Annotated in this window: 19 protein-coding genes; 2 read left to right on the plus strand and 17 right to left on the minus strand. The window is 41.0% G+C overall.

The annotated features are described in order from the left end of the window. Nucleotides 1-253 precede the first annotated feature (253 nt). From thpD to B7E06_RS21895, 5 genes are all read right to left on the minus strand, one after another. Nucleotides 254-1,153, minus strand: coding sequence for an ectoine hydroxylase (thpD, locus tag B7E06_RS13660; RefSeq protein ID WP_082234523.1), 900 nt, complete (start codon nucleotides 1,151-1,153; stop codon nucleotides 254-256). 467 nt (nucleotides 1,154-1,620) lie between these two features. Further along, entirely contained in the window at nucleotides 1,621-2,823 is a 1,203-nt protein-coding gene (locus B7E06_RS13665; protein ID WP_082234524.1) for a S8 family peptidase, read from the minus strand. Nucleotides 2,824-2,954: 131 nt separating this feature from the next. Continuing rightward, entirely contained in the window at nucleotides 2,955-3,212 is a 258-nt protein-coding gene (locus B7E06_RS13670) for a hypothetical protein (protein WP_082234525.1), read from the minus strand. Nucleotides 3,213-3,506: 294 nt separating this feature from the next. After that, nucleotides 3,507-3,704 carry a hypothetical protein gene (locus B7E06_RS13675; RefSeq protein ID WP_082234526.1) on the minus strand — a complete coding sequence of 66 codons (198 nt, stop codon included), beginning with the start codon at nucleotides 3,702-3,704 and terminating at the stop codon, nucleotides 3,507-3,509. A gap of 77 nt (nucleotides 3,705-3,781) precedes the next feature. Then, a complete protein-coding gene (locus B7E06_RS21895; RefSeq protein ID WP_179134054.1) occupies nucleotides 3,782-3,934 on the minus strand; it encodes a hypothetical protein in 153 nt (50 codons plus the stop codon). A 263-nt stretch (nucleotides 3,935-4,197) separates the two neighbouring features. On the opposite strand from B7E06_RS21895, the gene B7E06_RS13685 reads away from it, so the two are divergent. Further along, the gene (locus tag B7E06_RS13685; RefSeq protein ID WP_082234528.1) at nucleotides 4,198-4,383 is read left to right on the plus strand and encodes a hypothetical protein; all 186 of its coding nucleotides are present in this window, start codon (nucleotides 4,198-4,200) and stop codon (nucleotides 4,381-4,383) included. A gap of 71 nt (nucleotides 4,384-4,454) precedes the next feature. Here B7E06_RS13685 and hpaI read toward each other — a convergent pair whose 3' ends face one another. The 6 genes from hpaI to hpaE are packed head-to-tail and all read right to left on the minus strand — an operon-like array spanning nucleotide 4,455 to nucleotide 10,769. Then, nucleotides 4,455-5,378: a 2,4-dihydroxyhept-2-ene-1,7-dioic acid aldolase gene (gene hpaI, locus B7E06_RS13690; protein WP_082236011.1), complete on the minus strand. Its 924-nt coding sequence runs from the start codon at nucleotides 5,376-5,378 to the stop codon at nucleotides 4,455-4,457. A 24-nt stretch (nucleotides 5,379-5,402) separates the two neighbouring features. Next, on the minus strand, nucleotides 5,403-6,272 hold the full coding sequence (locus B7E06_RS13695; RefSeq protein ID WP_082234529.1) for an FAD synthetase family protein: 870 nt from the start codon (nucleotides 6,270-6,272) through the stop codon (nucleotides 5,403-5,405). Between the two features lie 22 nt (nucleotides 6,273-6,294). Continuing rightward, nucleotides 6,295-6,753, minus strand: coding sequence for a flavin reductase family protein (locus B7E06_RS13700; RefSeq protein WP_082234530.1), 459 nt, complete (start codon nucleotides 6,751-6,753; stop codon nucleotides 6,295-6,297). 22 nt (nucleotides 6,754-6,775) lie between these two features. After that, nucleotides 6,776-7,750: a 3,4-dihydroxyphenylacetate 2,3-dioxygenase gene (hpaD, locus tag B7E06_RS13705; RefSeq protein WP_082234531.1), complete on the minus strand. Its 975-nt coding sequence runs from the start codon at nucleotides 7,748-7,750 to the stop codon at nucleotides 6,776-6,778. 11 nt (nucleotides 7,751-7,761) lie between these two features. Next, complete coding sequence (gene hpaB / locus B7E06_RS13710; RefSeq protein ID WP_082234532.1) at nucleotides 7,762-9,237, minus strand: 4-hydroxyphenylacetate 3-monooxygenase, oxygenase component; 1,476 nt, start codon at nucleotides 9,235-9,237, stop codon at nucleotides 7,762-7,764. A gap of 14 nt (nucleotides 9,238-9,251) precedes the next feature. Beyond that, complete coding sequence (hpaE, locus tag B7E06_RS13715) at nucleotides 9,252-10,769, minus strand: 5-carboxymethyl-2-hydroxymuconate semialdehyde dehydrogenase (protein ID WP_179134055.1); 1,518 nt, start codon at nucleotides 10,767-10,769, stop codon at nucleotides 9,252-9,254. A gap of 177 nt (nucleotides 10,770-10,946) precedes the next feature. Between hpaE and B7E06_RS13720 the strand changes: the two genes are divergently transcribed. Continuing rightward, on the plus strand, nucleotides 10,947-11,846 hold the full coding sequence (locus B7E06_RS13720) for a LysR family transcriptional regulator (protein WP_082234533.1): 900 nt from the start codon (nucleotides 10,947-10,949) through the stop codon (nucleotides 11,844-11,846). Between the two features lie 104 nt (nucleotides 11,847-11,950). Here B7E06_RS13720 and B7E06_RS13725 read toward each other — a convergent pair whose 3' ends face one another. The 6 genes from B7E06_RS13725 to B7E06_RS13745 form a co-directional block, all read right to left on the minus strand. Further along, nucleotides 11,951-13,540, minus strand: a complete 1,590-nt coding sequence (locus B7E06_RS13725) for a sodium:solute symporter family protein (protein ID WP_082234534.1) — start codon at nucleotides 13,538-13,540, stop codon at nucleotides 11,951-11,953. Next, nucleotides 13,537-13,653: a symporter small accessory protein gene (locus B7E06_RS22340; RefSeq protein ID WP_342743633.1), complete on the minus strand. Its 117-nt coding sequence runs from the start codon at nucleotides 13,651-13,653 to the stop codon at nucleotides 13,537-13,539. The genes B7E06_RS13725 and B7E06_RS22340 overlap by 4 nt, the downstream gene beginning before the upstream one ends. A 241-nt stretch (nucleotides 13,654-13,894) precedes the next feature. Further along, nucleotides 13,895-14,275, minus strand: coding sequence for a 5-carboxymethyl-2-hydroxymuconate Delta-isomerase (locus tag B7E06_RS13730; protein ID WP_082234535.1), 381 nt, complete (start codon nucleotides 14,273-14,275; stop codon nucleotides 13,895-13,897). 11 nt (nucleotides 14,276-14,286) lie between these two features. Further along, complete coding sequence (locus B7E06_RS13735; protein ID WP_082234536.1) at nucleotides 14,287-15,021, minus strand: fumarylacetoacetate hydrolase family protein; 735 nt, start codon at nucleotides 15,019-15,021, stop codon at nucleotides 14,287-14,289. Further along, a complete protein-coding gene (locus B7E06_RS13740; RefSeq protein ID WP_082234537.1) occupies nucleotides 15,018-15,764 on the minus strand; it encodes a fumarylacetoacetate hydrolase family protein in 747 nt (248 codons plus the stop codon). Before B7E06_RS13740 ends, B7E06_RS13735 begins: the two co-directional genes overlap by 4 nt. 1,127 nt (nucleotides 15,765-16,891) lie before the next feature. Next, complete coding sequence (locus B7E06_RS13745; protein WP_179134056.1) at nucleotides 16,892-17,752, minus strand: CE1 family esterase; 861 nt, start codon at nucleotides 17,750-17,752, stop codon at nucleotides 16,892-16,894. Nucleotides 17,753-17,757: the final 5 nt, after the last annotated feature.

The following is a 17,757-nucleotide window of genomic DNA, read 5'->3' on the forward strand; positions in this document are numbered from 1 at the left end:
AATTCTCAATCTTGTAATCTTTCCCATTATGTTTCCCTTCCATAAACCGCTTTTCCTATTTACTGATAATACTATTAAGCTGTGAGGTGCCGATAATATTAGGGTTACCTGATGCAAGAGATACAAAAGCACCTGTCACCCTCGTTCTTCTTTTTACGGATTACCTGCTGACTTTGTTTCATAAAAAAATCCAGAACTGTTCAAACAGTTCTGGATCCTATATGCCAGCCTATAATGAGAGAATCTCCTTCACTTAGTTATAACTTAATGGTCGTACACCGTCACGTACCGCAATAAATTCCGGACGCTCTTTCCCGCCGGAGAATGGCTCTACGAGTTGATTCTCCACGCTGTTAAAGACCATAAATAAGTTATTTCTATCATACGGTGTAATGTTACCATTAGATCCGTGCATCGTGTTGCTTTCAAAGATTGTAATAGAACCAGCTTTTCCAGTCGGTACAGAAATACCGTCACCTTTTTCAGCCAGCCATCTTAAGCTTTCATGATCCGGCACTCCAAGTTTCTGCTTCTGAAGGGATTCCTTGTAATTGTCATCAGGTGTTTCACCTATACAGCTGACATAATAGTTATGGGACCCTGGTATAAGCATCAATGGCCCGTTGAATGTATAGTTATCAGAAAGTGCGATTGATACACTTAATGCTCTCATACGCGGCATTCCATCTTCTACATGCCATGTTTCAAAATCAGAATGCCAGTCGAATTCTTTTCCAGTAAAACCAGGCTTATAATTGATTCGGGATTGGTGAATATAAACGTCGCTTCCTAGTAAATAGTTTACTATGTCTAATAAACGTTGATCATTAGTTACATCTTTAAAATAGTTGTCATCTTTATGGACATGAAAGATTGAGCGGATCTCATCACTCTCTGGTTCACGGATAACTTTATCTGACTTCACATCACTACTGTCATCCTTTAGTTCAAAAATCCCTTTTTGCATGTCAGATACTTCTTCATCTGTAAAAAGATTATTAACTTGAAGGAAACCATTTTTTTCATAGAAATCGAGCTGCTCTTTTGAAAGAGGAGCATTATGATCATTGGAACGGTCAGTATGAATAACTGGATCCTTTCTTTCCAAGATCTCCGGCTTGTTATTTTGTCTTGAAGGATAAAGATCTTTCATGACTACACTCTCCTTATATTAATAAAAGATTTTCACACATTGAAGCCGATTCTAATGATGTCGAATAATGCTGGCATATAGCGAGAAACTCTCCCACGTACGGGACACTTTCCCACATGAAAATGAATTAAACTACTATTTTAAGAAAATTTAGATAAAAGCAGGAATAAGTCGAAAAAGCGCAAAATATTAAGATAATTGCCTTTGTATTCTCTCAGAAGGCTAATTTCCGAACACATCACTCCTCACCGCCCTGTTTGCTATCTGATTTCTGGACATTTTGCTGTTATTTTTATCTCTGTAAAATAGAGATAACCGTTACTGTATAAACATTTCTTTAAGAATTACCTTCTGACTTTCTCAATTGTTTGGTTGCTTTATTGCTTTTTACTATTTTTCACTAGCATAAAAATATATTAAAATAATAAAACCCAGAGCCTGGACTCTGGGTTTTCCATAATAGAAGTTTAATAGTTTACAGCAGCCTGAGAATTAATTCTTCCATACTTGAAATAGCTTCCTGTTCCATTAATTCTGTCAGCTGTATTTTGAATAGCTGCACGGATTTGCGTATTACTCCTTCCCTGTCCAGCGAGCAGTCCAGCAAGTCCGGCAACATGCGGAGAGGCCATCGAGGTACCGGACATATAGGCATACCCATTATTTGGAACCGTTGAGGCAATATCAACTCCTGGGGCCGTTACATCTACCCACGTTCCATAGTTTGAAAAAGAAGCTCTTCGATCATAGCGGTCGACCGCACCTACTGCAATAACGTTTGCGTAAGACGCTGGTTCAAAGGTTGTAGATACCCCATCATTTCCTGCAGCAGCCACTACAACTGATCCTTTGCTCCATGCATAATCTACAGCGTTTTTTAAAGTCTGAGTGTCACAATCACATCCTAAAGACAGGTTGATGACCTCAGCTCCTTGATCGGCAGAGTAGCGGATAGCGTCAGATATGGCCGTAAGCGATCCACTTCCATCAGCCCCCAGCGCACGGACAGCTAAAACACGAGTGTTCGGAGCCATTCCAGCAACACCTTGAGCATTATTGGTTTCAGCTGCTGCCGTACCGGCGACATGAGTCCCATGTCCATTTAAATCCATTGGATAATAATCATAATCAACAAAATCATATCCGCGAATCGTTTTATCATTTAAATCGGGATGATTATAATCTACACCAGAATCGATAACCGCTATCGTCTGATTGCTGTTTCCTCTAGCAACATCCCACGCAACTGGTGTTTTAGTCAACTGAGGACCATATTGAGCGCTGCTATAATAAGTATCATTTGGTGTCCAATCAGCGGAAAATTCATAGTTTGGTTCCGCGTATTCTATGTTAGGATTTTTATTTAAAGCTTTAACTGTTTTTTCTACATTTTTAACTTTAAGCACTTTATATTCTGAGTCTACAACGTCCTTATCCGGAACTTCGTCAGCAGCCAGTTCTTTTAATGCTGAGGCTTGTGCCGCTTTACCTTTACTTTCTTTAAATTTAACGACTACCTCCCCTTTAACATATTCGTCTTTCTCCACCTGCTTGCCCAGTTGCACTTTCGGCAGCTCAGCTGTCTTCTCGGCAGCGGATGTCTCGCCGACGCTTGGCAGCAGTGCCATAGAAACAGCCATCGATAATACGGCTAATCGTTTAAACTTCATAAAAATTCCTCCTTATCTTGGGATAATAATACATTCACCAAAATAAGGAGGAATTCCTTCTGTTTTAACTTGGGAAAGAAAGCCCACTATATGGGGCTTTACTCATCAATTTGTCTTATCATTTGGGAAACTTATTCCTTTCCTAAAATCAAAAGACCGTGTACTTTCTTCATTACATAGGGTCCGGCCAACTCTTTTGGCGGCACACCATAATACGATTTCACAGCTACTTTATCAGCTTTTTTCTGCTCTGCTACAAATTGATCAATTTTAGCTTCAGGTATACTGCGTGGTTCAATCACAACCGTTTGATCTATTCTAACACTATAATTTCCAGTAATTTTAAGTTTCTTTTTACCGAAGTAGAGTTCTTTTATCGGTTCGATCATTCAAATACCCTTTCCTATGCAATCTTTATAATGAATTTTTTTATTGGCAGCGGCTTTTTTTTTTTTATGTACCTGCTGCCTTTTTTTATGATTCCCTCTAAAAAATAATGAATGATTCCCTGCAATGCAGGAAATGATTCATTTACTTCCCTCCTTTAGTCACCATCATCCTAATTCCTATACCCTATAACCAATATTTCGACAAAAAAATACATAATCCTTCCTTTACATGAAAATATTATATGAAATATTAGGACCTTGTACCAATAAAAAATAGACACCCCAGGAGGTGCCTTATGGTTTATTAATTTCTTTTATTAACGTAATAAGCGTAGGTGACACAGTATTCATATCGATAAGACCATCTTCACACTCTTTTACTTTATCCAGCTGCTGCAGAAAGTAATCATCCCTGCATTTAAACCTGAGTGTTCCTGAACAAATCTTTCCCTTTACATTTTTCACTTGTTGATGAAGCCACTCTCTCTCCAATACTTTCCTCTCCTTTTTTCCAAGGTCTATTTGACAGTATAGGAGAGCAACTGTAAAAATATACGTACTATTTTTGTTTATTCATTGTCCTTATTATTCAGATATTCATTGAGCTCCCCGTCACTATTACTATGGTTTTTCATTTGGCTTAATCGGCCATTACGGTGCTCCCCATTATTTTTATTTTCCTTAAATTGATTGTCCTTTTTCTTTCCTTTATTCTGACTCATTGAAAACACTTCCTTTTCATTTAACTTTTTCTTAGTTTCAGCGAAAACCATTAAATTATACAGCTTGTTCTTTCTCCTTAAGCCATTCCCCGGGAAATATGTTTTTCCTAAATTAAGATATTGGCGGTCTTTTCATTGACCATCCGCGTCCACTCTATTTAAAAGTTTTTTACAATTTTTATACATATGGAAAAATTGGGTTGTCGATGGATTTAGCTTTATTTTATACTTATATATATATTGATAAAAGCGGAGGTTGTAAAATGGTTATTCGCTTAGTTACATTTTTTTTAATTGGAATTATATTATTTACCGTTTTTTCTATCTTCCTGACCGACCTTTTAGGATATCTTTGGACAGTATTAGCTGTACTTCTCGTACTGGGAGTGGCTTATTTAACCTACCACTATATAAAGAAGATACTGCTGCTTTTAAAGGATGAACATTAAGAGAAAAGGATAAGAGGACCGTTTTCATAAAATCAAAAAAACATCCGGAGACGGATGTTTTTTATTTGGATTTATGCATTTGACAATGTACCTGCCTCTATTCCGTATTTCCTTAATGTTTCTCGTATTTCTTTCTGAAGTTCTTCTGAAGGGATGTCCATTGGCAGTCTTAAATAGGGGTCAATTTTCCCCATCATTCCTAAAGCAGCTTTTACAGGCGCAGGGTTTGTATCTTTAAAAAGCACATCATTTAACTCCATCAGTTCATAGTGAAGCTTTTGTGCTCTTTTCACATCTCCTTCAAACCAGGCGTCATGCATTTCAGCCACTTTGCCAGGAAGAACATTTGCTGTTGCGCTTACAGATCCTGCTCCGCCAATTGCAAGCATTGGGTAGCAGAGAAGCTCAATCCCCGAGAATAGTAAAAAGTCTCTGCCGCATCGTTCAAGAACTCTATTTACATGTTCAAAGTCTTTGTTTGACTCTTTGACTCCAACAATATTCGGACAGTCTTTAGACAACTGAGCGAGAGTATCCACATGGAGATTCTGTGCCGTACGGCCCGGGATATTATAAATAATGATCGGGATCTCCACAGAATCTGCGACTGTTTTAAAATGCTTGTAAAGCGCGTGCTGACTTGGTTTATTGTAATATGGCACGATAACCATAGCGGCATCAGCACCGATTTCTTCTGCTTTTTTCGTCAGCCTTAACGTCTCCTCATGGTTTGTTGATCCTGTGCCGGGTACAAAGGGGACACGGCCATTGATGGTATTATAAGAGTTTTCCATCACTTGCTCACGTTCCTCCAGTGTAAGTGAGCTCGGTTCTCCTGATGTCCCTGTTACAGAAATACCATGTGTTCCATTGGCCAATTGAAACTCAATCAGCTCGCTCATTTTTTCAAAGTCAATGGAACCATCTTCACGAAAAGGGGTAATGACTGGCGTGATTGATCCTCTTAATTTTGATTTAATTTCTCTATAGTCTATTGGCATAGTTTTTCCTCTCCTTCCTTATAATCCTGCTTCCATTATATTTGTCTGGGCATGAAATTCTTTGGCTGTAAAGTCAGCAATAAAATTGTTCCACTCAAGTACGACAGCCTCCCCATAGCCAATTAGAAACTCCCTGAACAGCTGGACATGCAGTTCACCAGGGGGATTCGCTGAATGAACTTCGCACATTCCTTTTGCTTTTATTCCTTGAAAATAAACGGTCACCTCATATGTTCCTGAACATGGAAGAAAGCATTCGTCATTATACTTAATATGGACAGATTTCCCTTGACCGTCCATACATCCATAAATCTGATAATTTCTGCCCAGGTATTCGCTCATCTGTTCTACTTTACCTTCTGTTAAAAGCCCTCTCAGTAGAGTAGAGCCTATTTTTTGCTCGTTTTTAGAAAGCTTAGAAACCGTTGTAACTTCAAATCGGCCTTTACTGTCGATTTTGAGCTGCTCCATATCGCCTTTTCCTCTATGGCCATATTTGTAGTCAAAGCCTGCTATGGCATGCTTTACTCCAAGGCCGCACAAATAGTCATTCACAAATTGATCGTGAGGAATTGCGGCCACCTGCTTGTTAAATTCCACGACATACATTAAATCTACACCAAGGTTTTCAAAGATCCTTGCTTTAGTTTCCAGCGTTGTCAAATAGTGAGTAACTTTAGTTCCTTTCGGAATGACAGAGGAGGGGTGCGGAAAAAAAGTCATGACCGCGAGCTTCAATTTTTTTCGAGCGGCAATCTGTCTCGCTTCCTTAATAATTTCTCTATGCCCCAGATGAACCCCATCAAAAAATCCCATTGCCATAACGCAAGTCTCACTCTTGTCCTTAATCTCCTGTTTTATAGGAAAATCAATGAAAATTTGTTTCATTTGCACCACCCCCTCTTTTCAGTTATGAACTCACAAGATTGTATTTTCCTTCAAAGAACGTCAATGGCTCTCCATCCTGAAGACTGAGGTTTATCACTTCACCGACGTATAAAATATGATCTCCGGCTTCATGGGTGTTATAAACGTTACAAGCGAGGCTTACCAAAGAATTTTCCAAAACAGGCATGCCCTCAAAAGAGTCAAATACAACCTGTCGATCTTTCAGCTGTCCTGCAAAAATCATAGACAATTCCTGCTGGGCATCCGACAAAATGTTGACGGTAAACTTTTGGGATTTCTCTATCACCTGCTTCATTTTCGCCTGCTTCCCGACGGATATAAGAACAAGCTTCGGGTCAAGAGAAACTGACATAAAAGCATTGGCCGTCATGCCGTGTACTTCACCTTCTGCTTCAGAAGCGATAACAGTGACCCCTGTTGCAAATTTTCCCATTGCCGTTCTGAACATACGATCATCCATATTTATCACCTCTTTACAAATTTTATATCACAAATGTCGGTTTGCGTTTCTTAAGCTTGGCAGGTTTCTTATCAACTTTCTCTCCGCTGTGTACATCAAGGACTTCAGTCGCTTCCTCAAACCAGCAGTCAGGAGCAGCATGCCCCCAGAATGTCTGGCGCATCGGATCGTCCAGATCCCAGCGAATCGGCTTAAAGTCCGGATCACTCGTTAAATAATCGCCGTTATAGAGTTCAATCCGGTGTCCATCCGGGTCTCTTAAATATAAAAAGAATGCGTTGGACAATCCATGGCGTCCTGGTCCGCGTTCAATATTTGGGCCGTATCCCATTGATGCGAGCACATCACAGCCGTCAATTAAGCTCATGGGATCCTTCAGCCAAAAACCTATGTGATGAAGACGCGGTCCCTCGCCATTCATAAATGCCACATCATGAACACTTGGTTTGCGGTGAAGCCAGGCAGCCCAAACTTTCTCCTCTTCTCCCGCGGTATATTCAGAACAAGAAAAGCCAAGTTCCTTCATATAATAATCCTGAGTTGCTTCAACATCTGAAACCATACAGTTAAAGTGGTCGATTCTCTGAACTTTCGCCCCTTTATATATGTCGTATTGCTGAAGCTTCCGTTCTACCGAATCCATCCGGGCATAAAATTCGACCGGCAGCCCAGCAATATCCTGATAACGAAAAGAGCGGCCCATGGCATGCTGTTGATCCATCCACTTCACTTTATAGCCATCCTGTTCCAATTTGGCAGCCAGCTTATCTAAATCTTCTTCTGACCTGACTTTATAACTGATAACTTCAAGAAACGGCGTATCCTTTTTCTTCAGGAGCAGGCTGTGGTGGTTATGCTCTTCTAGTCCTCTGAAATAAATTTCCTGTTCGTTAGCTTCTGTCTCTACAAAGCCCAGGGCATCATAAAATTTCCTGGATTTTTCAAGATCCGTTACATGTAAAACCGCCCGCCCTGATCGGATAATATCGAAACTCATAGTCTCACTCCTTATACTTTTGTAAAATCAGGTTTCGTTGATTTAATATTTTTTAAGAAATCGTTGATATAGGCTTTATATGGTTCTTTATTAAACTGGTCAAAATAGGTCATGCCCATTTTCACAGGATCACCAAAGAAGTAATACTCATAATGAGTCTGTCTGCTTCCGAAAGCACTCATTGTCACATCCCAGGCTAAACGGAACAACTTCACACGGTCATAACCCTGAAGATTCTTTGACTGCATCGCACGGTCAAGCAGCGGGCCGATTTCTTCATGGTGGAAATCTTCTTCTGACGGAATTCCCATAAGACCAGATGCTCCAAGGATACGAAGAATTTCAGTAATTCTAGGATAGACACGCGGGTACCAGTTTCGAGCAGCATTTAATGCTTCAAAGTCAGGGGTCATTGTCCCCCACTTATCGAGCTTGGCATTATGCTCTGCCTTATAAAGATGGGATTTCATATTTTCCAAAATCAGCATAACTTCCGTTCCTTTATCCATCACGTGCTGGAACTTATCGATTCCAATCGAATCCATAATGCTTAAAATAATCCCCAGTACAAATTCTGTCTTAACAATGTTTTTCGCAAGGACTTGGTGGGACATATGGACAACAGCATTCGTTTCAAGGAAGGTACGATTGCAAATCGATGAATTGCCGCAAACAAAAACTTTCTCCCATGGAACAAAGACGTTGTCGAAGTAAACAATGGCATCTCCTTCTTCAAATCGGCTGCTGAGCGGATGGTCCCATTCTGTTTTTCCATAATCAAAGGACTCACGGCTAAGGAATTTCAGGCCTGGCGTATTGTTTGGTACTACAAAAGCCAGAGAATATGGATCATCGAGTTCGCCGGCTTTTTTAACAGTAGACGGAAAGACAAGAATTTCATCCGTAATCCCGCCCTGTGTGGCAAGCAGGCGGACACCATCTACTACAATACCGTCCCTTCGTTTCTCTACTAAGTGAAGAGCCACATTCGCATCTTTCTGTTCATGCTGGGCTTTCTGGCGGTTCACTTGTGGATGGATCAGTGTATGTGTTAAGCTCACATCATTTTCACTGGCGTATTCATAGTAGTTTTTTGCGTTTTCTGCAAACATGGGGTCAGCTTCAGCAAATAAGTCGCTGGCCACCCCCATCGCCATGACTTCTGCATTTAAATAGTCAGGAGAGCGTCCCATCATACCGCCCGATAAGCGGGCCCATTCCTGCGTAGCTTCTCTTCGTTTGATTAAATCCTCAATCGTTTCCGGGCGGTAAAAGGTCATTCCCACCTTGTCACCGGTCTTAGAAGAAGTGTAAAGCATTTTTTCTGGCTTTTCGTACTGAAGATCATATAGTTTAGCCATCGATTGAATGACATTTTTAAATGCCGGATGTGTGGTCGGATCTTGGACTCTTTCTCCCCCGATATATACATTGTTGCCTGCCTTTTTAATCCGATCTATATATTGAGCACCTGTTTTTGCTGGCATAGTAAAAACCCTCCTTATTTTTTACCAAACTGGGGAATGCGGTGATCACCTAACGCTACGTGTATAACCTGCATTTCTGTATAAAACTCGAAGGCATAATAGCCGCCCTCACGTCCAATGCCGCTATGCTTAGCCCCCCCAAAAGGTGTTCTTAAATCACGTACATTCTGGGAGTTTATCCAAAGCATTCCTGCATCTACAGCCTGGGCCACGCGGTGTCCCCGCTGAATATCTTTTGTCCATACATAACCAGCCAGGCCGTAGCGGACATCATTGGCAAGCTCAATAACTTCTTCCTCATCCTTAAAGGTCATGACCGCTAACACAGGTCCAAATATTTCTTCCTGTACAACACGCATTGAATTATCGGCATTAAGTAAAAGTGTCGGTGGAACAAAATTTCCTTGCTTGAACTCTTCCGGCACGTCTCCCCTGTAAACATCGCAGCCTTCTTGTTTTGCCAGTTTTAAATAAGAGGTCACGTTGTCATAATGGTTCTTATGAATTAAAGGACCAACCTGTGTACGATCATCAAGAGGATCACCGACACGAATGTTATCTACACGTTCTTTTAAGGCAGCGATGAAGGAGTCTGCTATATCTTCATGGATGTATAAACGGGAATTCGCTGTACAGCGTTCACCATTAAAAGAGAAAATCCCCCAGGTACAAGCATCAATAGCTCGTTCAAAGTCGGCATCTTCAAAAACAATGATCGGTGATTTACCTCCAAGCTCCATAGAAAAACGCTTCAGAGCGTCTGCACCATTTTTCATAATTTCAGAACCTGTAGCCGTTTCACCTGTGAAAGAAATTAAGTTCACATCTTCATGAGCAACAAGGGATGCCCCAGCACTTTCCCCAAAACCATGGACGACATTGAAGACCCCATCAGGAAGTCCGGCCTGATCAATAATCTCTGCCAACTTATTAGCTGTCAGCGGCGACCATTCAGCTGGTTTCAAAATAACTGTATTGCCTGTGGCAAGCGCCGGAGCTATTTTCCAAGTTTCCAGCATAAAGGGAGCATTCCAAGGTGTTATCAGTCCGGCTACACCGACAGGCTTATGGATCGTGTAATTTAAAAATTCGTCATCTACTTGATACGCTTTACCGACCATGCGGCTTGATACCATCTCGGCATAAAAACGGAAATTTTGGGAAGCGCGGCTGACCATTTTTTTCGTAATACTTAAAGGCAGCCCTGTATCATAAGATTCAAGTGGTGCCAGCTCCTCAGTATGTTCATCAATTAGATCAGCTATCTTATAAACATATTGAAGCCGCTCGCTTTGCTTCATTTTTCCCCATTCACCTTTAAAAGCTTTTTTTGCAGCTAAGGCGGCTTTATGTATATCTTCTTCTCCGCCTGAAGCAACACGATTTATTTTTTCCCTTGTAAAAGGGCTGATATTTTCAAATTGCTCACCGGATTCCGCTTCCATAAACTGTCCCCCAATATAGAGCTGCACATCGTGTACTCCAGCAATCGTTTTTCTTTTCAGTTCTGATGCCGTCTGACTGTTACTCATTCTCATCCTCCTCTATATTTGATAGCGCTTTCTTTATCGTCAAATAAAGGTTTGCAAATATTTACTAAACTCTGTATATTCAAATTATCATAGCGGTAAATATATTAAAAATATCTATAATATTTACTTTTCATATTAAAAAAGTATTCATAAACACATACAGAAGGGAGTCATTACATGGATTTAAAACAATTGCGTTATTTTAGAGCAGTTGCTGAGGAACAACAGGTAACCAAAGCAGCTAAAAGACTTCATATGGCACAGCCTCCTCTCAGCCAGCAAATAAAATTAATGGAGGAAGAATTAAACCTGAAGCTGTTCGATCGTAACGGCAGAAAACTAGAGCTCACAAAAGCTGGTGAAATTCTTTTTGAAAAATCCGGAAGACTCCTCCTTGATTTTAGTGAAGCTCTTGTGGAAGTAAGAGAAACAAATGAAGGTATCCGAGGCAAAGTTCATATCGGGTCTACAAAATCATGTTTTTCATATTTAAGCAGAGCTCTCCAGCTTTTCAAAAACCAGCATCCAAGTATTACCTACCAGCTCAGGGAAGGAGACACTTATTTCCTGGAGGAATGTATAAAAAAACGTGAAATAGAGCTTGCAATCGTTCGTCTTCCTATGCATTCAGACGAATTTAACATCATATCCCTTCCTTCAGAACCATACATACTCGTTACTCCTGATAACTGGAAAATTGAAAATCAAAACGGCTCTATTGATTTTAAAGAGCTGCGAGATCTTCCTCTAATGCTCCTTCACCGTATTAGTGGGGTAGGACAATTTGAGCTGGTGGTAGAAGAGTGCCGCAGAAATGGGATAGACCCCCATGTCATCTGCGAATGTCCAGATGCCGCAATGCTCCTGTCACTCGTAGCTAATGGAGTTGGTGCTACCATTGTCCCTGAATCCACACTGCACGCGTTTGCTTTTAAAAATGTAAAAAGTTATCAACTTAAAGGGACAGAAATTCAGTCGGAAGCAGCTGTTATCTGGCATAAAGAACGCTATTTAACTAGAGCATCTCAACGTCTGATTCAAGTTCTCGAAGATCAGGCAAGTTATGTAGAAGCATAATTCCAAACAAAAAAGCTGTCTCGCTCGTCGGAGACAGCTTACTCTTTTCATCCTATCGAAAATCCTTTTTTGAGCTGGATTCCCTTATGGTGACTTACTTTTTTTCATTGAGCCGCATCAACATTCTCTTTCTTCCATGCTTCTTTTTGCTTTTCACGCGTCAGAAGGCTGACGCTTACGAAAATAATTGTTGAAATAGGCAGAGAGTATAATAAAGGATCTATATGTGTCCAAGGATATGGAAGTAAAAAATCGCGGCCGAACAAAGCCTGTGAAAGACCAAATGCTGCAGACTGAGAACTTTTCAGAAATAAAAAACCAAATACACTTATTAGGAATCCGGCAATAATACTGGCAGCTGCCCTTTGTTTTGTAGCTCCCTTCCAAAATAATGCTCCTGTTAAAGCCGGCAAGAAACCTGCTGCACAGATACCAAACCAGAAGGCTGTCGCCTGAGCAATAATTCCGCCTGGAAGCAAATAAGCCAAAATTACTGCGAGCACCATTCCGACAATAACCCCAAAGCGATTTGGACTGATTTTCCCTCCGAAAATCCTTCTCACACCAAGGGTATGAAGGATATCTTCTCCAAAGGAAGATGCCTGAACATGGATGAGGGAGCTGACTGTTGAAATCGTTGCAGAAAGAAGGGTAAGCGTAAACAGGTAAACAAACCAATTCGGCATAATATCATTAATCAGCCGGGGGATGATAAGGTCTGTATTTCCTTCAGCTGCCTGAATGGCAAGCTGGCTGGACGTTTCCATAAAATAAACATTACTGAGGGGACCAATCATATAAGCGGCACCAGCCATAAAAAATATAAAAATTCCACCAACGATCACTGACCTGTAAAGAGAGCGGTCACTTGATACCGTCATGCTTCTCATGACAAGCTGCGGCTGTGCAAGAACCCCAATTCCTACACCTAATATCATAGTACTGACAAGTGTCCACCACATGGGAGACCAGAGGTCGGGCATGCTCATCCAGCCATTATGTCCATCTGCTGCAAGATTGTCAGGCACCATACTTCCTAATGTGTTTAAAGCCTTGTGACCATCGAACAGGCCCCCCACTGCCTGATAAGTTACAAATAGAAATAGCACCATGCCTAAAAGCATAATGACGGCTCCAAAGGCATCTGTATACATCACCGCTTTAATCCCGCCAGTGATTACATAAACGGCTACAATTACCGCAAGCAGCAGGAGTGCCGCGTTAAAATTCATCGCCAGCGATTCCTGCAGAAACCTTCCTCCTCCAATAAGTACTATACTCGTATAAGCGGGCATAAATATAAAAATCATCGAACCGGCAAATATAGTGATAAATTTCGAGTCATAATACTTCCCTAAAAAAGTTGGAAACGTAGAAGCATTGATTTTTAAAGACATTTGCCGGATTCTTTTCCCAAACACAGCGAACGCCACGAATATTCCTAATACGATATTTAAAAAAGCGAGCCATAAGAGTCCCATTCCATAAACTGCGGCAACGCCGCCGAAGCCTACTAGCGCTGATGTACTGATAAAAGTAGCTCCATAGGAAAGTGCCATAATAATAGAGTTTGTATTACGTCCCCCGACAAGATAATCTTCAGCTGTGACTGTTTTCTTATAGCCATAATAGGCAAGAATAGTCATGACACCGATATAGACCGCAACGAGTGGAAGCAATATCGCAAGATTCATCCCTCTCCCCCTCCTTTATTCCACATCACGGCACCGTACACGATACAAACGATTGGAGCTGCTATTGTACCAAACCACGCAAAGCCCACCCAAAAATCATCAAAACCGAGCATATAAATTCCTCCTTTTGGCTTGTTTAATAATAGAGGGATAGTGTTTTAAAACAAAATCCACCTACAAGTAAACGCTTACAAATTATTCTGAAATATGAAACAATTTCAGATTACCACTTGCTTTTTTATTTGATAAATACAATATTTGTAGCCTTAAGGGACGAAATTTATATACTTATAAAAAAACAGGCCCTGTGGCCTGTTTTTAGTAATGCTGAAAAAAAATTCTCTTGTCCAGCCATTATTTAAACCTTTCATGGATATTATTCATTTTATAGGTAGCATGCTGAAACTCGGCAAGTTCGAGGGATAATGCGAAAAAGTGGTCTTTTGCATAGGGTCCCGTATGCTTTTTTAATACAGAAAAGATACGCTCACACACTTCTTTTTTATCCTCTTCCTTTCGTCCGCTCCCTATTTTTACAATAGCATGAAGAAATGCATCATCTTCTTTTCCATCCGCAATTTGATAGTAATTGACTTCGTGAGCTCTAGAACGAATACCGCCGGTTGGAAACATGTCCTTACGCTCGATGAGTACATCATTGATACTTTTAAGAATCTCCTGGATGTCGACATGTTTTAAAAGGTTATCGGTATATTCCAAAATAACATGAGGCATGTTTCCCCTCCTTAATAAACCGTATTTTGCAGCCGGCCGATTCCTTCTATTTCGGTGATTACTTCATCCCCGGCTTTCGTGTCAATCGTTCCTTTAGGAGTTCCCGTTAAAATAACATCACCTGGATTAAGAGTCATAAAGCTGCTCAAGTATTCAATGAGGGCGGGAATACTGAAAATCATATCCTTTGTGGATCCCTCTTGCACTTTGCTGCCATTAACATATGTTCTTAATTGCAGATTCATCGGGTCCTCTATATCTTCACAGTTGACCAGCCACGGACCAATCGGAGTGCTGGCGTCTCTATTTTTCACTCTTAAATTAGGACGGTAGTAGTTTTCCAGGTAATCTCTAAAGGCATAATCATTGGCAATGGTGTATCCTGAAATAAAATGATAAGCCTCAGCTTCACTAACTTGTTTCGCTTGATGCCCGATAACAACCGCCAGTTCACATTCGTAATGCATATTTGTGACATCTTCCGGCCTTTTTGTAAAACCTCTGTGCCCGATAAAGGTATTCGGACCTTTAAGAAAAACTAGAGGCTCTTCTGGTGCATTAAATTCCAGTTCACTGGCATGGTCGAAGTAATTAAGCCCTAATGCAAAGCATGTTCTCGCTTCTAATGGCGGCAGCCAGACAACTTGCTGTTCACTGACAATTTGCCCATTAGACAGTTTAATCCCTTCTTCTGTATAGAACGCCTCAAAAATTTTCCCCTCGTACGCTACGCGCGCCTTTTTCATAGCCGGTCCCTCCTCACGCTGTTTTCCAGACGACCCACCTCATCGATTTCTATAGTGATTAAGTCACCGTCTCCAGCTAATGGAGGATGTGCTCCAGTTCCTGCAATTAAAAGGTCTCCTGCATTAAGCGTCATAAATTCAGTTACATCACGAAGCAGTTCAGGAATAGTACGTACCAGGCGGCTCGTGTGAAAATCCTGCATTAGTTCGTTATTTATAAAAACTTTTATGCCTAAGTTATGCGGGTCGCTGACTGCTGCTGCCGGTACAATCCACGGCCCCACCGGACAGAATCCGTCTCTTGCCTTTTCTTTAACAGCCGGACGAAACAGACTGTTATGCGGAAGGCTTACATCATTCACAATAGTAAACCCTTCGATATAATCAAATGCGTCTTTAGCTGAAACTTTTTCAGCTTTTATTCCTATTACGATACCAAGTCCGGCGGATATTTGAATTTGATTTGAATTTAAAGGAAGCGGAATGGCTGACTGGTGTCCAGTTAATGTATTAATTGGTTTAATGTAAAGAACCGGGGCCTTAGGCGGCTGGTTATAAGGGGCTTCTTTAAATCTCTCCTTCATAATCTCTACTTCAAAACGGTCGTTAAGGAGAGTTCCATACACTGTTCCATTAACGGGTGAGGCCCAGGAATGAATAAAATTATTATGAGTATTTAGAAGCTGAGCATCAATTTCTTCTAAAAAGTGGTGTCCATTGATTCGCGCTTTTACTTTTGTCATTAAATTTCGCCTCCTTTGTTTTTTAAATATTCAATAATTATAAAATATCATTTGCTTATTTATATTAGAAATATGTATAACCTTTATATTCTATATGATTAAAGTATTATGAGTTAAAGAGTTAATATTTTCTGTTGAGAAGATTCTTTTTAATGGGCGGGTATTAATTATAAGGAGAGAAAAGAGCTGGGAAATGACTCGCTTTCCGCGGGGAGCCGGTGAGCTAGCTCGTTGCACTCGCGGATCTCACTCTGGCTCTATCTCCCTGCAGGAGTCTTGCCATTTCCCTTCCTTTTCTCTGAGAAGGGAAAAAAGACGGTTCCGTTTCCGGTAGTAAGAGAAACGCGGCTGGGAAATAACTCGCTTTCCGCGGGGAGCCGGTGAGCTAGCTCGTTGCACTCGCGGATCTCACCCTGGCTCTATCTCCCTGCAGGAGTCTCGTCATTTCCCTTCCTTTTCTCTAAGAAGGGAAAAAAGACGGTTCCGTTTCCGGTAGTAAGAGAAACGCGGCTTGGAAACAACTCGCTTTCCGCGGGGAGCCGGTGAGCTAGCTCGTTGCACTCGCGGATCTCACCATGGCTCTATCTCCCTGCAGGAGTCTCGCCATTTCCCAGCCTCTTTAACGTTGATGGTGTAAACGGAACACTATATTTGGACTCTCCCTTAGTCCTCTTACGTTAAGGTTCCCTTAATCAATTAATCATAAAGGGCCGGGGGAAACAACGAGACTCCTATGGGAGAAAAGAACAGGGTAAGATCCCGGAGGGCGAAAAGCCCGAGGAAGCTTACCGTTCGCCCATGGAAAGCGAGTTGTTTCCCCTGGCCCTGTTCTCTTTATCAAGGTAAACGAAAAATCGGTATTTCTTTCAACTTTCTATCAAATTTATTGTCACTATTCCATGTTTCTTTACTTTAATAAACATAAAGGGCCGGGGGAAACGGCGAGACTCCTATGGGAGGATAGAACAGGGTGAGATCCCGGAGGGCGAAAAGCCCGAGGAAGCTCACCGTTCTCCCATGGAAAGCGAGTTGTTTCCCCTGGCCCGGTTCTCTTTATCCAAGGTAAACGGAACTCCTTTTCATAAATCTTAAGATAAAATCCTCAGATAATTCCCTATAGAATCCAGTCAAATAAGTTTACTAAATTGAGATTTAAAGAAATTCCAAATTAGTTCTGTCGCATCAAGCTGTTCACAAACTGCGCCTGCCCCCATCTTTTTTTGAAATGCAGGACCTCCTGGCCATGTATGGCCCGACTCGCTCATAGCATAAAAGACTACCTCGTTATTTTGAGATTTGTAAGTTACTTTCGTCACTTCCCCTGTTTTTTCCTTATGTTCTTCTACAGGAAAAGGAAGGGACTTTGCAAACTCATAAACGGTCTGCTCTGCTGATAATAGCTGATCAATTTCATAATCAGAGGTATAGTTTCCATCAAAAGGAACGACGGGATCTTTTTCCCCCATGAAGAAAATCAATGGCATAGGCTGCTTCCAGTGCGTTTTTTCTGCTATTTCTTTAACGACTGGTCCTCCCACGCCTCCTACCCCTGCAAACTTTTCCGGATATTCAATTGCTAATTTAAGAGAAAAAGCTGAACCATTTGAGAAACCGTTCAAAAATATTTTTTCTTCATCAATAACCTTCTTCTTACTAAAAACATCAATTATATTCAAAATAAAGCCAGCATCATTGATCTCATTTTGACAGGAAAGGTTTTTATTCCTTCCTTCGTTCCATTGTCTTGTCATTGGTTTATTCTGCTCTACCATGAGAGCTTCTGGAAAAACAAAGCAGGCCTCTTCTATCCATTGCCTTTCATACCATGTCGTAAGCGCCATATGATGCTTTGCGCTGCTTCCAGCTCCATGAAAGCAGAATACAAGGGGCACTGGCCCCTTGTTACTTTCCGGCAGGGTATAGTAATATACTCTTTCTCCATCCTTCGATGGCATTGTTTCTTTTATTACTTGGATTTGTGATTTCATTGTTA

Source organism: Halobacillus massiliensis, assembly GCF_900166625.1.
Taxonomy (GTDB): Bacteria; Bacillota; Bacilli; order Bacillales; family Halobacillaceae; genus Halobacillus_A; species Halobacillus_A massiliensis.